Origin of the sequence: Kushneria phosphatilytica, from assembly GCF_008247605.1 — a bacterium.
GTDB classification, from domain to species: Bacteria; Pseudomonadota; Gammaproteobacteria; order Pseudomonadales; family Halomonadaceae; genus Kushneria; species Kushneria phosphatilytica.
Genome location: NZ_CP043420.1, coordinates 859,478 through 872,673, shown reverse-complemented (window position 1 = coordinate 872,673; position 13,196 = coordinate 859,478). Strand labels below are relative to the sequence as shown.

Below are 13,196 nucleotides of genomic sequence, written 5' to 3'. Positions count from 1 at the left end.
GACGCCCGCCATGGAACTCTGACGCTGGTTGTGGTCACTGGCAGGGGGCAGTTTCAAGGAAAGGAAGCGCCAGGCACAACGAACCTGCAGCGCCAGATATTGTGACGTATGCTGTCGCATTTCACGGCCTTCGGGCAGCGCCGTCAATTCGCAGCAAGGGAATACAAGCATGTCGCGACGACTTTGGCTTTTGATCACCATCGTCGCCCTGATGATCGCACTGGGATGCCTCTGGCAGTGGCTGGCCATGGGCGACACCGTCACTCCTGAAACCATGGAACGGCTGCTTGCCGATACCATGCAGATGCGTGAGGCGCTGTGGGCACCGGTGGTATTGCTGGCCATTTATCCGGTCGCTGCGGTAATCGTTTTTCCGCTGACCGTGCTGGTGGGGGCTACCGGCCTGATCTTCGGGCCCTGGTGGGGCACCGGCTATGCATTGGCCGGGACCATGTGCTCATCGATCGCCACCTACTGGCTGGGGCGCGCCCTCGGCCGGGACGTACTGGCCCGCTATGGCAGCGACCGTATCCATGGCATGGCCGATGCCCTGGCCCGGCACGGGATTCGCACCATGATCATCTTCAACCTGCTGCCACTGGCGCCCTTCACCTTTACCAATATGGTGGCCGGGGCCTGCCGACTGCGTTTTTCCGATTACCTGATTGGCTCGGTCATCGGTATTGCGCCGGGACTGGTGGCTGTCACCGTGGCCGGGAGCCAGCTTGGCGTATTGTTACAGCAGCATCATCTCGGTAATACCGGTGTCGCTATCGGTGCTCTGATCGCCGCACTGGGCATACTGTTACTGCTACGCTATCTCGGCCGACGTCACAAGGGGCCCTGAGCGCCGGGTTCTCCTGCTGGAAGCGCTGCCGAAGGGTCCTCTCGATTCAGCGGATCGCGCTCGCTATCCGGTGGCAGCGAGTCGTCAGCGTCATCAAAATCATCAAGCACCGCCTTGAGCACACGTCCGCGGTGTCGAAACAGCTTCCATTCCGAGTTGAGGTGCGCCCGGGCCGTCTGCCAGGGCGTACGATGCAGGCGCCGGCGCCCACGCCGACGACTATTGTCCGCCATCGCAGCCCGGTAGACTGCCAGACAACGCTCGGCGCAGACCCATTGATCAAAGCGTGCAGCCGTATCCCAGGCCCCCTGGCGCAGGGCGGCAAGGCGCGAAGGATCGTTCAGGGCCAACAGCGCAGCAGCAAAATCGGCTTCGCACTCCTTTTCGAGGAGTACACCGTTGACGCCATCCTCGACCACCTCACTCACACCGGGCGCCGCCAGAGCCACGACTGGTAATCCGGCGGCCATCGCCTCTACCACCACCATGCCCTGGGTTTCGCTATGCGAGGCAAAGGCAAAGCAGTCCATGGCGCTATAGGCATCTACCAGCGCGCCATCGCGTAATACGCCGGTCAGATGTACTCGCTCGCTGACACCGTACTCGATGGCCAGTTCGCGAATCTGTTCTTCCTCGTCGCCACTGCCGACCACCAGGAAGTGATAGTCACCATGCTCCTGCAATGCGCGACACACCCCTCGGCTCAGAAAGCCAAGATTCTTTTCCTGCGCCAGTCGGCCCACATGCCCGATGACGCAGGCCTCTTCTCCCAGCCCCAGCCGTGCACGCATTCCGATCCGATCACCGCCATGAAAACGCTCGGTGTCCACGCCACTGGGGACCACATGAACCGGACGCTTCAATCCGCGTTCATACAAAAGATCACGAATGCTTTCACTGGGTGCAATTACGGCGTCACTCATGCGCGCAAAACCGGTCGCAACCGCGATCGCAAAACGCCGCATGGCCGCCGGATCACCAGGCACATAATGGGTGTAGTGCTCATAAAGCGTATGGTGGGTAAAGATCAGTGGCAGACGATGAGTCCGTGCCACTCGCGCCGCAGTATCGCCCAGCAGAAAGGGATGATTGGCATGAACCACATCCGGTTCGAAACTGCGTATGGCCTCATCCAGAATACCGGGCAGCATGATCGGCCACGAAAAATCGCTACCGTTGAAGCGTTGCAGTGCCGGCACGCGGATGACACTTTCCTCGCGCTCCGGCTGACCCGACAGGGTCGGCGCCACCACCAGCACCCGGTGCCCCAGTGCTTCGAAGGCATTGACGAAGCGCTGCACCGATTCGCTTACGCCGCCCACGATCGGACGGTAGGTATTGGTGAACATCAGAATGTTCAATGCCGGTCCTCCCGGCCGTTCCCATGACCCATTGCTGCATCATCCTGGTCCGCCGAATTCCATCGGCCTTTCTCCCTATTGTGGCATCGACGTCCTGCTTATCCCACCGTCTCTAATGAACACCCACCGTCAGACTTAAAAAAACAGGGCCATTGCACTTTATTGGCCCAGCTGAGCTAAGCCTCAGAGGCGATATTCATCATTTGTCGCATTGCCATGCCTGTCTCATCATGTGCCGCAACCCCTCATTGATAGCGGGATTTATACCCGTCACCGATCAGAAGGAGCGTCCATGTCCTCGACAGTTGAACGCAGTCGTACCGATATGAAGGAACTCGCGGACTACAGCGAAGGCCCGGCACTCACCTCGGCCACGCTGGAGCAGCCTGACGGACGATCCCGTATCGGGTTGGCATGGGAGGATGGCACGCACACCTGGCTGCCACCCATCTGGTTGCGTGATCACTGCCCCTGCGACGTCTGTCGGCATACCAGTTCACGCGAGCGTCTCTACAAGATCATTGATGACGAGATTGGCGTACCGGACGTCTCACTGGACGATAACATGCTGGTACTGAACTGGCCCGATGGCCATGAAAGCTGCTTTGATGGGATCTGGCTGCATCAGCGCCGTCCCGGTCAACATCATTTTCAGCCGGCTATCCCCGAAGCCCGTGCCTGGCGCGAAGGCTTTCTGCCCGACCATGTTGAGCACCGAGACTTCACCGAGAGCGTTTCCGGTAAACGCGCCTGGCTGGAAGCACTGATCCGCGATGGATTGGTCATGCTCGACAATGGGCCGACCGAACTGGATGAGGTCATCCGCATTGCAGAATCGATCGGTCCGCTGCGCGCCACCAACTTCGGTGCTCGCTTCGATGTCCAGTCCAGGCCCAATCCCAACAATGCGGCCTATACCGCTATCGAGCTGGAACTGCATACCGATCTGCCCAACTGGCGTCATCCGCCGGATATCCAGTTGCTTTACTGCCTGGAGAATGACGCTCAGGGGGGTGCTTCAACCTTTGCCGATGGCTTTGCCGTGGCCGAAGCCATGCGTCGTGAAGCCCCCCACCACTTCACCATGCTGGCGGAAACCCCGATTGATCTACGCTTCCAGGATGATAAACATGATATTGCCGTACGCGAGCCGATCATCCGGGTCGATGATCACGGCGTCCTGCGCGAAATCCGCTTCAACAACTGGATTCGCGATGCGCTCGATCTCGCTCCGGAACAGATCGAAGCCTGGTATGACGCTTATCGCGACTTCTGGGCCCGGCTACGCGAGCCGCGCTATCGCGCCGATTTCGAACTCTCCCCGGGCCAGATGATCGCCTTCGACAATCGGCGTGTACTGCACGGGCGCGGTCAGTTCGACCCCAATACCGGCAAGCGCCATCTTCAGGGCTGCTATCTCGACTACGACATGGTCGAATCGAAGTTACGGGTACTCAGTCGCCACGACTGAACCCTGCCAGAGGAGCACCAGGCTCCATCCCTTGAGTGGCAGGAAGCCCCGATCTGCGGATCGGGGCTTTTTAATGTTCATACGCCCTTTTATCGGGATCTTATCCCAGCAGCGTTTTTGGTGTTCTGCCTGTGTAATTGCCTCGAGACGTCTACGCTGTGAGACGATCGATGGCCGCTCTGACCCGCGCCATCGAGGATTACCAATACTTCCCGGGACCGGAGATTGAGGCCATGAGCACGATTTTTGATGAAATCCGCAAGGACCATGACACCCAACGCACTCTGCTCGATCTATTGGTGAAGACCCATGGCGACAGCGAAGGACGCGAAGAGCTGTTCCAGCGAGTCAAGACAGCCCTGCAGACTCATGAAGCCGCCGAAGAGCGCTATTTCTACAACCCGCTGATGGAGTATGACACCGCCATCGGCAAATCCCGTCATGGCATTGCCGAACATCATGAGATGGATGAGGTTATCGAGCAGATGGAGAATACCGACTTCAGCTCGCCGGCCTGGATCGGCTATGCCAAAAAGCTGCAGGAAATGGCGCTGCATCACTTCGAGGATGAGGAGAAGCATTTCTTCATCTCTGCCGGTCAGAAGCTCAGCGACGAACAGAAAAGCCAGCTGGGAAGCGAGTATCGCAGCGAGATGGATCGACTCAACAACCACTGACTCGCTTTCAGACACCCATCAGCGTCTTTTCTGTCATGACACTGCCCACTCCATCGGGCCATGACATGATCCCCTGACTGTCCGACCGGGCGAGAGGGGGATCGTCATGAAACGGCGATACGTATCTGAAGCTTTCATCGACGTGACACCGGCCATCAGGATGATAGTCAAAGTCCTCTTCTGACATGCTCCAGACGCCTCAGGCATGACATGACCCGAGCCATTGCCCGATGGTCCGATCATCATGTCGCTTGTGACCCGCTAGACTGTCAGAGCATCCATTCGGTTCGCTCAGGAGTCCTGCCATGAGTCAGCGTATCGCCGTTATTCCCGGCGACGGTATCGGTAACGAAGTCATACCGGAGAGCATTCGCGCTCTGGAAGCCGCAGCACGCCGTTTCGACCTGCAACTCGATTTCAGGCACTTTGATTTCGCCAGCTGCGACTACTATCTCAATCACGGCCGGATGCTGCCCGAGGACTGGAAGGAACAGCTGGGGGGATTCGACGCGCTTTTGTTCGGTGCCGTGGGTATGCCCGAAAAAGTACCCGATCACATCTCCCTCTGGGGGTCACTGCTGCAGTTCAGGCGCCATTTTGATCAGTACATCAACCTGCGCCCCTGCAAGCTGATGCCGGGTATACGCAGTCCATTGGCCGGCCGAGAGCCCGGCGATATCGACTTCTACGTTGTTCGTGAGAATACCGAAGGAGAGTACTCCAGCGTCGGTGGCAAAATGTTCGAAGGTACCGAACGCGAGGTCGTCATTCAGGACACGGTGATGACCCGCATCGGCATTGATCGAGTACTGAAATACGCTTTCGAACTTGCCAGTCGACGCCCGCGTCGCAAGCTGACCTCGGCGACCAAGTCCAACGGGATATCGATCACCATGCCCTACTGGGACGAGCGGGTGCAGGAAATGTCGGAGCACTATCCGAACATAGATGTCGACAAGTTCCACATCGACATCCTGACCGCCAACTTCGTGCTCCATCCGGACTGGTTCGATGTCGTGGTGGCCAGCAATCTGTTCGGCGACATCCTCTCCGATCTCGGCCCGGCCTGTACCGGTACCATTGGTGTTGCACCCTCGGCCAACATCAATCCCGAACACCGCTTTCCCAGTCTGTTCGAGCCCGTTCACGGGAGCGCGCCGGACATCTACGGACGCAACATCGCCAATCCGATCGGTCAGATCTGGTGTGGTGCCATGATGCTGGAGCATCTTGGCCACGAAAAGGCTGGTCAGGCCATGCTCGATGGTATCGAAGCCGTGCTGGCGGCCGGCTCCGATCAGGCACCACTGACGCCGGACCTGGGTGGCCAGGGCACAACCAGTGAGCTTGGCGAAGCAATTGCCGATGCCATTCGGGATGGCGATCGTCGCTGATACCGGCCATAAAAAACGCCGCCCCGAATGATTCGGGGCGGCGCTATCGAACACCCGGCCATCAGGCGTCTTCGGCGATCCTGAAGCGCGCCACCGAGCGATGCAGCTCACCGGCCTGACTCTCCAGTGACCCCGAGGCCGCCGCAGCCTCTTCCACCAGTGCGGCATTCTGCTGGGTCACCTGGTCCATCTGGGTGACCGCATCGTTGACCTGCTCGATGCCTGCGGTCTGCTCCTGGGAAGCCGCCGAGATCTCGGACATCAGATCACTGACCCGCTGTGCGCTGGTCTGGATCTCGCCCATCGACCGGTTGGCCTCGTCGACCAGCTCGGTGCCGGTGCTGACCTGGCTCACCGAGCGCTCGATCAGCCCCTTGATGTCGCGCGCTGCTTCCGCCGAACGGCTCGCCAGCTGACGCACCTCGCCGGCCACGACCGCAAAGCCGCGCCCCTGCTCACCGGCCCGGGCAGCTTCCACAGCGGCATTGAGCGCCAGCAGATTGGTCTGGAAGGCGATGCCGTCGATCAGGGTGATGATGTCGGCAATCTTGCCGGAACTTTCGCGGATCTCGCCCATGGTACTGACCACACGGGTAATCACTTCCTGACCCTGCCGTACCGAATCGGTCGTGCTGTGCGACAGGCGGCTGGCCTGACCGGCGTTGTCGGCATTCTGACGCACCGTGGCGGTCAGCTCTTCCATGCTGGCAGCGGTCTCTTCCAGCGAGGCCGCCTGCTGCTCGGTCCGTGAGGAGAGATCGGTGTTACCGGCGGCGATCTCGCGGGCACCCACATCGATCGATTCGCTCGAGCGCCGGATCACGGCGATGGTATCGCTCAGCTCCACCCGCATGCGCTCGATGGCGTACATCAGACTGTGATGATCACCACCACGAACCTGCACCCGCTGTGACAGATCCCCTTCGGCAATGCGATCGACGACATTCCTCGCCTCTGACGGCTCGCCCCCGAGACTGGCGTAGATGTTGCGCATGATCAGTACGAAAGCCACGGTCACCAGACCACCCGCTGCCAGCAGTACCAGCGCATACTGGATCAGCTTGTTATAGAAGGCCGCCTGAATGTCATTGGTATAGACCCCTGCCGCCATATTCCAGCCCCAGGGCTTGAACTGCTCGACATAACTGACCTTGGGAAACAGTGCCTTGCTGGTCGAATCACGCGAGGAGTACTCGAGATAGCCGCTGCCCTGCTGACCAGCAATCGAAGCCAGGTCCCGATACACGGCGACACCATTGGGATCGGTATAACCGGACATGTCGGTACCCGCATCGCGCCTTGGGTGATAAACCAGATGGGATTGCTTGTCGAAGACGAAAACATAGTTGTCGCGGTCCGCGCCAAATCGCATGGCACCAATGGCCGCCACGGCACGTTTTTTCGCCTCTGCTTCGGTGAGTTCACCACTGTCGACCCGAGCGGCATAACCACTGAGTAGTGTATGCACCATGCCAATGGTATCGGAAAGCGCCGCCTTGCGATCATTGAACATCAGATCGCGACTCTGCCACGCCATGCTGAACACGATCGCAATCATGGCCACCCACATCAGGCCCAGAGTGAGCCAAAGCTTGCGCCTGAGTGTCCAGCCGTTCACCTTTTGTGCTGCCCCGGATTGCCGCTTTCTCCCCTTCAAGCGCTGCAACAATGAGAGGCCATCGTCGTGGTTCTCCCACGATGGTGACTCCTCTTTCATCCAGCTTGTATCGCTCGCCATCACCCCGTCTCCGGTGCCTTTGAATCCCTGTCCGAACACCCGCCGGACGTTCAGCAGAGTCATCGGCCTCAACCGGAGAAACTTGACATTATTCCAAAGTAGCGATTGACACTGCCGCATTGACTGCATTCGACCCGAGCAATCAAGACCCACTCATGACAACGCCGCCCCGAATGATTCGGGACGGCGTTATCGGACCCTCGGCCATCAGGCGTCTTCGGCGATCCGGAAGCGCGCCACCGAGCGATGCAGCTCACCGGCCTGACTTTCCAGTGACCCCGAGGCCGCCGCGGCCTCTTCCACCAGTGCGGCATTCTGCTGGGTGACCTGGTCCATCTGGGTGACCGCATCGTTGACCTGCTCGATGCCTGCGGTCTGCTCCCGGGAGGCGGCCGAAATCTCGGACATCAGATCACTGACCCGCTGTGCGCTGGTCTGGATTTCGCCCATCGACCGGTTGGCCTCGTCGACTAGCTCGGTGCCGGTGCTGACCTGGCTCACCGAGCGCTCGATCAGGCCCTTGATGTCGCGCGCCGCTTCCGCCGAACGGCTCGCCAGCTGACGCACCTCGCCGGCCACGACCGCAAAGCCGCGTCCCTGCTCACCGGCCCGGGCAGCTTCGACTGCCGCGTTGAGCGCCAGCAGGTTGGTCTGGAAGGCGATGCCGTCGATCAGGGTGATGATGTCGGCAATCTTGCCGGAACTTTCGCGGATCTCGCCCATGGTGCTGACCACCCGGGTAATCACTTCCTGACCCTGCTGCACCGATTCGGTGGTACTGTGCGACAGGCGGCTGGCCTGACCGGCGTTGTCGGCATTCTGACGCACCGTGGCGGTCAGCTCCTCCATGCTGGCAGCGGTCTCTTCCAGCGAGGCCGCCTGCTGCTCGGTCCGCGAAGAGAGATCGGTGTTACCGGCGGCGATCTCGCGGGCGCCCACATCGATCGATTCGCTCGAGCGCCGGATCACGGCGATGGTATCGCTCAGCTCCACCCGCATGCGCTCGATGGCGTACATCAGACTGCCTGCATCATCGGCCTTGACCGCTACCGATTGCGACAGGTCACCTTCGGTTATCCGGGCAACCACAGTTCTGGCCTCGGCAGGTTCGCCGCCCAGATCCCGGTAGATATTGCGCATGATCAACAGAAACACCAGCGATACAAGCCCGCCCACCAGCAACAGAATCAGGCCATACTTGACCAGGTGAGCGTAGAAAATCTCATCGACATCATTGAAGTAGACCCCCGTTGCCAGTACGACATCCCAGGGGGCGTAATAACTGACTCGGCTGACCTTGGTCGCTACCTTGTCGCTGCCTTTCTCCAGATGCCCCTTGTAGGTAACGAAGCCGGCACCGTGAGCTTTTGCTTCGCGCAGCATCGACATGTAGGACGACTTGTCACTCACATCGGAGCCGATATCCCGGCGGGGATGGCTTAAAATGCGCCCCTCTCCGCTAAAGGCAAATACATAACTGTCATCATCGGGACCGAAACGCAATTGCTGGATCAGGCCGTAGGCCTTCTGCTTCGCTTCTTCGCTACTTACTTCACCCTGTTCGGCACGCTGATGCCAGGTTTCCAGAATGCCCTGGGCCAACTGAACAATGCTGGTCAGCGCCTGTTTGCGATCCTCGAACATGTTGGTCCGGCTCTGCCATGCCATGCTGAAGACAATCACGATCATCGCAAGCCAGGTCAAAGCCAGGGTCATGCCGAGCTTGCTCTTCAGGGTTCTTCCCCCACTCCCCCTGCCACCACGTTCACCGGCCCTGTGTTGACGTCGCCACCACCCCCGAGCTCTGGCGCTCTCGGCTGGTGCTACTGTCTCCTGATCTACCCAACCTGCTTCATTCGCCATCTCCCTTCCCCATATTCATTGACACTTATAATCTTTTATGCATGCGTCAGATTGACGCCCGCAGAAATTCATCGACCACAAGCGACTAGACTTGAGGCAGCAATGGTCGAATGGACAAGGGAGCAGAGACATGCCGGACAAGGCAGATCTGAAAGGACTGATGCAGGGACTGGTCACCGCCCTGGGTGGTGAAACACGCATTCCCGAGGGCGCTCGCGCCATCACCGATTTCGACATGCAGCGTTATCTGGGCACCTGGTATGAAATTGCCCGGCTGGATCATTCCTTCGAACGCAACCTGAGCCATGTCACCGCGACCTATGAGCTGCGGGAAGATGGCGATATCGATGTCATCAATCGCGGCTTCGACATGGAGAAGCAGGCATGGGACGAGGCCCGCGGCCGGGCACGTTTCGAGACGGATGATCCGCAGCTGGGTCGGCTCAGGGTCACCTTTTTCGGCCCCTTCTACGCTGGTTATAACGTGCTCTGGGTAGATGAGAGGTACCAGCACGCTGTGGTGGCAGGCCCGACGCATGACTATCTCTGGCTGCTGGCCCGAACGCCCCGCCCAGAAGAAAGGGATTATCGCCTCATGCTGGAACAGGCCCATCTTAACGGTTTCGAGACCGACTCACTGCTCCGAGTCACGCATCAAAGCGATACCATGGGCAAATGAATACGCTCGTCAGGCACTGACGCCGGCCCGGAAGATTGTCCAGGCGCCTTCCAGTCGGCGATTGAACTCCTCGCGAGAATACAGAAAACGCTCGCTGAACAAGCCATCGATGAGACAGTACAGGGCACTGACAAAGTCACGCTCATCGATGTCACCCAGCTCGCCGCTACGGCGCCCCTGTTGAAAGAGCTCATGCAGCAGTTGATCAATATAGCGCTCGCTGTCGTGGTTGATGGCGGTGAGTGCATCCTTCACTGCCGGCGGCGGGAACAATAGAAAGCGCTTGTAGAACACGCCGCGATGCTGCTGAAAGATAAAGTCACAGGTCTCCACGATCAGCGTGTAGAGGCGCTCGCATACCGGCCGATCCGGGAAACGCTCGATGCTGCGACTAAAATGGGCCAGCATGTCCGCCTCAACTTCCTCGGCCAGCGCCATGAACAACGCCTCCTTGCTGGCGAAGTGGTTGTAGAGCGAAGGCGTGCGAATTCCTACCTCCCGGGCAATCATTGACAGTGGAGTCGCCTCATAACCCTGCTCGGCAAAAAGTCGCAGCCCCACCGCCCTGATGCGCTCTGCGGTCGTTGTCATCGCACTCTCCAATCCTGTCAGCCAGTCTGGGCACAATGAGCCGTATGCCGTAGGCCCGTCGAGAGACATTGCCCTGCCACAATGAAGTGCTAGAATCATAACTAACGAACGTTAGTTCGTAAATATATGAGTTCTGGAGCCGCGTGAATATGACATCGAACAGAGTGGCAAGCGCTCGCCAGTGGTGGCTGATGCTACCGGCCGCGCTCTGCGAGGTCGGCTGGGCGATGGGTGCCAAATATGCTGATAGCGTGCTCGACTGGCTGCTCACGCTGATCCTCGTTGCCGCCAGTCTGACGCTGGCGACACGCATGGCACGTCATCTCCCCACCAGCACCGTTTATACGGTCTTCGTCGGGCTGGGTGCCGCAGGTACGGTCGCTGTGGATATTCTCTTTCTCGGGGCACCGGCCAACCCGCTGACACTGACACTGGTGATCACTCTACTGATTGGTGTGATCGGTCTGCGAACCCGTTCCGCTCACTGAGTCAACCTGATCGATTTTACGGAGAAGGCCTATGTACTGGATGGCACTGCTGGCCTCCGGCCTGATGGAGGTCGTAGGGGTCATGGGGATGGAGAAGATCAATCGCGGTTCGAAACCGCTGGGGCTGTTGCTGTTGTGCGCGGGATTCGGCAGCTCGCTGTTGCTGATCAGTTTCGCCATGCGCGTCATTCCACTCGGTATTGCCTATGCCGTGTTCACCGCTATCGGCACCGTGATCAGTGCCATACTCGGCATGACACTATGGAATGAGCCTCGCGACCCCGCCCGAATCGGCTGGATCGCATTGATCATTATCTCGGTGATCGGTCTCAAGCTGGTCAGTGGTTGAATCACTCGCGTGTTTTCAACCATGCCAGAATGCGGTCAACAGTTCCGGTGACCGACTCATGGCTGTTATCGAGTATCAGGTCACTGAACTCACGGCGATCGAAGCCCTCCTCGTACATCTGCACCAACCGCTGCTGCTCCCGGCGTGTCAGTTCGCGCTCGCCCCGATTGGTGCGTGTTACAGCCAAAGGCGGTGCGAGGGTGACACAATAAAGGTCAGCGCTGCGCCACTCGGCGGCCCGACGCAGCCGTGCCATGTCCTCGTCGCGCAAGGGGAAGGCGATGATCAGCCAACGACAGCGCATGCCGAGAACATGCGTCTCCAGCCGTGTCATGGCGGCACCAATACGTACTTCCAGAGGGCTGTCAGCGGGTGCACCATGATCGTCGCCCTCGATGAAATGAGCATCCGGCAGAGTCTTCATCAGCGCGTGTCCCACGTGGCTCTTGCCGGCGTTGAGCGGCCCATTGAGGGCAATGACCGTACTGCCGCTCATGGCATGGTCTCCTGCGGTTGAATGCTTTCGGCAAGTCAGGCATTGCGCTCGCCGTGAATGACTGGTCAGTATAGAAGCCCCGCCAGGCGGGACAGGCCCCAATCTTTTCCCGGAACGCTCCCATGGCCGATAGTACGACCGACTGTACCCTGAGCGATGCCCTCGCTCGAATGATTGAAGATGACGCGGCCTTACTGCCGCAGCGTTTTCGCCTGCCCGGCGGACACGCCGAATTACGTGCCCCCGGTGTCATCGAGCTGATCCCCGATACGACGCGAGGCCAGGCAGCGGCCACCATGATTTCGGTCGGTATTCATGGCGATGAAACCGCTCCCATCGAACTGTTGGGACGGGTCGCTGCCCGACTCGATGCCGGACAGCTGCAGCTTGCCGCCCCGGCCCTGCTGATAGTTGGTCACGCTGCAGCCATCCGTGCGGGCACACGTTACCTGGAGACCAATCTCAACCGACTGTTCCAGCGCGATGGCATGCATGCCGACGACTCACGTCAGGAAATCTCACGTGCCCGTGTGCTGATGCAGGCTGTAGATGATTTCTGGGCCACACACAGGGCCACCGGCGACACCGCTGCACCCGATGCTGTCGGCGTGCCCCTTCATCTCGATATGCATACCGCTATTCGTGAGAGTCGTTACCCACGCTTTGCCGTTGAGCCATTTTCTGCCACGGCCACGCCGACCGAGGTCTGGCCGGTACTGGCGGGTGCCGGTCTCCAGGCCGCACTCTCACAGCACACCCACAGCTGGACGTTTTCGCATTACAGCCGCCATTATCACGGTGTCTGCAGCTTTACGCTCGAGCTGGGCCGGGTTGCGCCCTTCGGCGCCAATGACCTGAGTGCGCTGGAACCGATGGCCGAGCTGCTACAGGCACGGCTGACAGGCACCCCACCGCCGACCGATCAGGCCGAGCGGATGGCTTTCTTCCAGGTCGAGCGCGAACTGATGCGGACCAGTGACGACTTTACGCTGGCCTTCAGTGACGATATCGCCAATTTTACCCGTTTCGACAGCGACGAATTGATCGCCATGGATGCCATCGACGGTGAAACCCGGGTGGGCGATACGCCCCTGCACGTAGTCTTTCCCAATGCAAAAGTGGAGCGTGGCGCACGGGCCGCTCTACTGGTTCGCTCGGTATCAGCGCCTTCGAGCTGATCCCTGGGCCTGATCGAACACGCCATTGGTCATGCAGCAGTCCACCCCGGGGCTTCTCCCTGAT

General features: G+C 59.5%; 13 protein-coding genes. 8 read left to right on the top strand and 5 right to left on the bottom strand.

From position 1 onward, the window contains the following. The first annotated feature begins 169 nt into the window (after positions 1–169). Positions 170–847 carry a TVP38/TMEM64 family protein gene (locus tag FY550_RS03790; protein WP_070975722.1) on the top strand — a complete coding sequence of 226 codons (678 nt, stop codon included), beginning with the start codon at positions 170–172 and terminating at the stop codon, positions 845–847. On the opposite strand, the gene FY550_RS03785 is transcribed toward FY550_RS03790, so the two are convergent. Then, complete coding sequence (locus tag FY550_RS03785) at positions 832–2,208, bottom strand: glycosyltransferase (RefSeq protein ID WP_070975720.1); 1,377 nt, start codon at positions 2,206–2,208, stop codon at positions 832–834. The genes FY550_RS03790 and FY550_RS03785 overlap by 16 nt on opposite strands. 292 nt (positions 2,209–2,500) lie before the next feature. On the opposite strand from FY550_RS03785, the gene FY550_RS03780 reads away from it, so the two are divergent. The 3 genes from FY550_RS03780 to FY550_RS03770 all read left to right on the top strand — a co-directional run bounded on the left by FY550_RS03780 (position 2,501) and on the right by FY550_RS03770 (position 5,750). Then, on the top strand, positions 2,501–3,679 hold the full coding sequence (locus tag FY550_RS03780; protein ID WP_070975718.1) for a TauD/TfdA family dioxygenase: 1,179 nt from the start codon (positions 2,501–2,503) through the stop codon (positions 3,677–3,679). A gap of 170 nt (positions 3,680–3,849) precedes the next feature. Continuing rightward, complete coding sequence (locus FY550_RS03775; protein WP_233350267.1) at positions 3,850–4,356, top strand: hemerythrin domain-containing protein; 507 nt, start codon at positions 3,850–3,852, stop codon at positions 4,354–4,356. A gap of 305 nt (positions 4,357–4,661) precedes the next feature. Beyond that, on the top strand, positions 4,662–5,750 hold the full coding sequence (locus FY550_RS03770; protein WP_070975712.1) for a tartrate dehydrogenase: 1,089 nt from the start codon (positions 4,662–4,664) through the stop codon (positions 5,748–5,750). A gap of 61 nt (positions 5,751–5,811) precedes the next feature. Here FY550_RS03770 and FY550_RS17170 read toward each other — a convergent pair whose 3' ends face one another. Both FY550_RS17170 and FY550_RS17165 read right to left on the bottom strand, forming a co-directional pair. Beyond that, positions 5,812–7,488, bottom strand: coding sequence for a methyl-accepting chemotaxis protein (locus FY550_RS17170; protein ID WP_325062973.1), 1,677 nt, complete (start codon positions 7,486–7,488; stop codon positions 5,812–5,814). A gap of 207 nt (positions 7,489–7,695) precedes the next feature. Next, positions 7,696–9,351, bottom strand: a complete 1,656-nt coding sequence (locus tag FY550_RS17165) for a methyl-accepting chemotaxis protein (protein ID WP_149054369.1) — start codon at positions 9,349–9,351, stop codon at positions 7,696–7,698. 130 nt (positions 9,352–9,481) lie between these two features. Here FY550_RS17165 and FY550_RS03755 point away from each other — a divergent pair, with 130 nt between their 5' ends. Continuing rightward, positions 9,482–10,030: a lipocalin family protein gene (locus FY550_RS03755; RefSeq protein ID WP_070981969.1), complete on the top strand. Its 549-nt coding sequence runs from the start codon at positions 9,482–9,484 to the stop codon at positions 10,028–10,030. A gap of 9 nt (positions 10,031–10,039) precedes the next feature. Here FY550_RS03755 and FY550_RS03750 read toward each other — a convergent pair whose 3' ends face one another. Then, positions 10,040–10,621 carry a TetR/AcrR family transcriptional regulator gene (locus FY550_RS03750; protein ID WP_070981964.1) on the bottom strand — a complete coding sequence of 194 codons (582 nt, stop codon included), beginning with the start codon at positions 10,619–10,621 and terminating at the stop codon, positions 10,040–10,042. Between the two features lie 149 nt (positions 10,622–10,770). Between FY550_RS03750 and FY550_RS03745 the strand changes: the two genes are divergently transcribed. Next, complete coding sequence (locus FY550_RS03745; protein ID WP_149054368.1) at positions 10,771–11,109, top strand: DMT family transporter; 339 nt, start codon at positions 10,771–10,773, stop codon at positions 11,107–11,109. Positions 11,110–11,140: 31 nt separating this feature from the next. Beyond that, positions 11,141–11,458: a DMT family transporter gene (locus FY550_RS03740; RefSeq protein WP_070981963.1), complete on the top strand. Its 318-nt coding sequence runs from the start codon at positions 11,141–11,143 to the stop codon at positions 11,456–11,458. Position 11,459: 1 nt separating this feature from the next. On the opposite strand, the gene FY550_RS03735 is transcribed toward FY550_RS03740, so the two are convergent. Then, on the bottom strand, positions 11,460–11,954 hold the full coding sequence (locus FY550_RS03735) for a hypothetical protein (protein ID WP_070981962.1): 495 nt from the start codon (positions 11,952–11,954) through the stop codon (positions 11,460–11,462). A gap of 122 nt (positions 11,955–12,076) precedes the next feature. Here FY550_RS03735 and FY550_RS03730 point away from each other — a divergent pair, with 122 nt between their 5' ends. Continuing rightward, entirely contained in the window at positions 12,077–13,132 is a 1,056-nt protein-coding gene (locus tag FY550_RS03730; RefSeq protein ID WP_233350266.1) for a succinylglutamate desuccinylase, read from the top strand. The last annotated feature ends 64 nt before the right edge of the window (positions 13,133–13,196 follow it).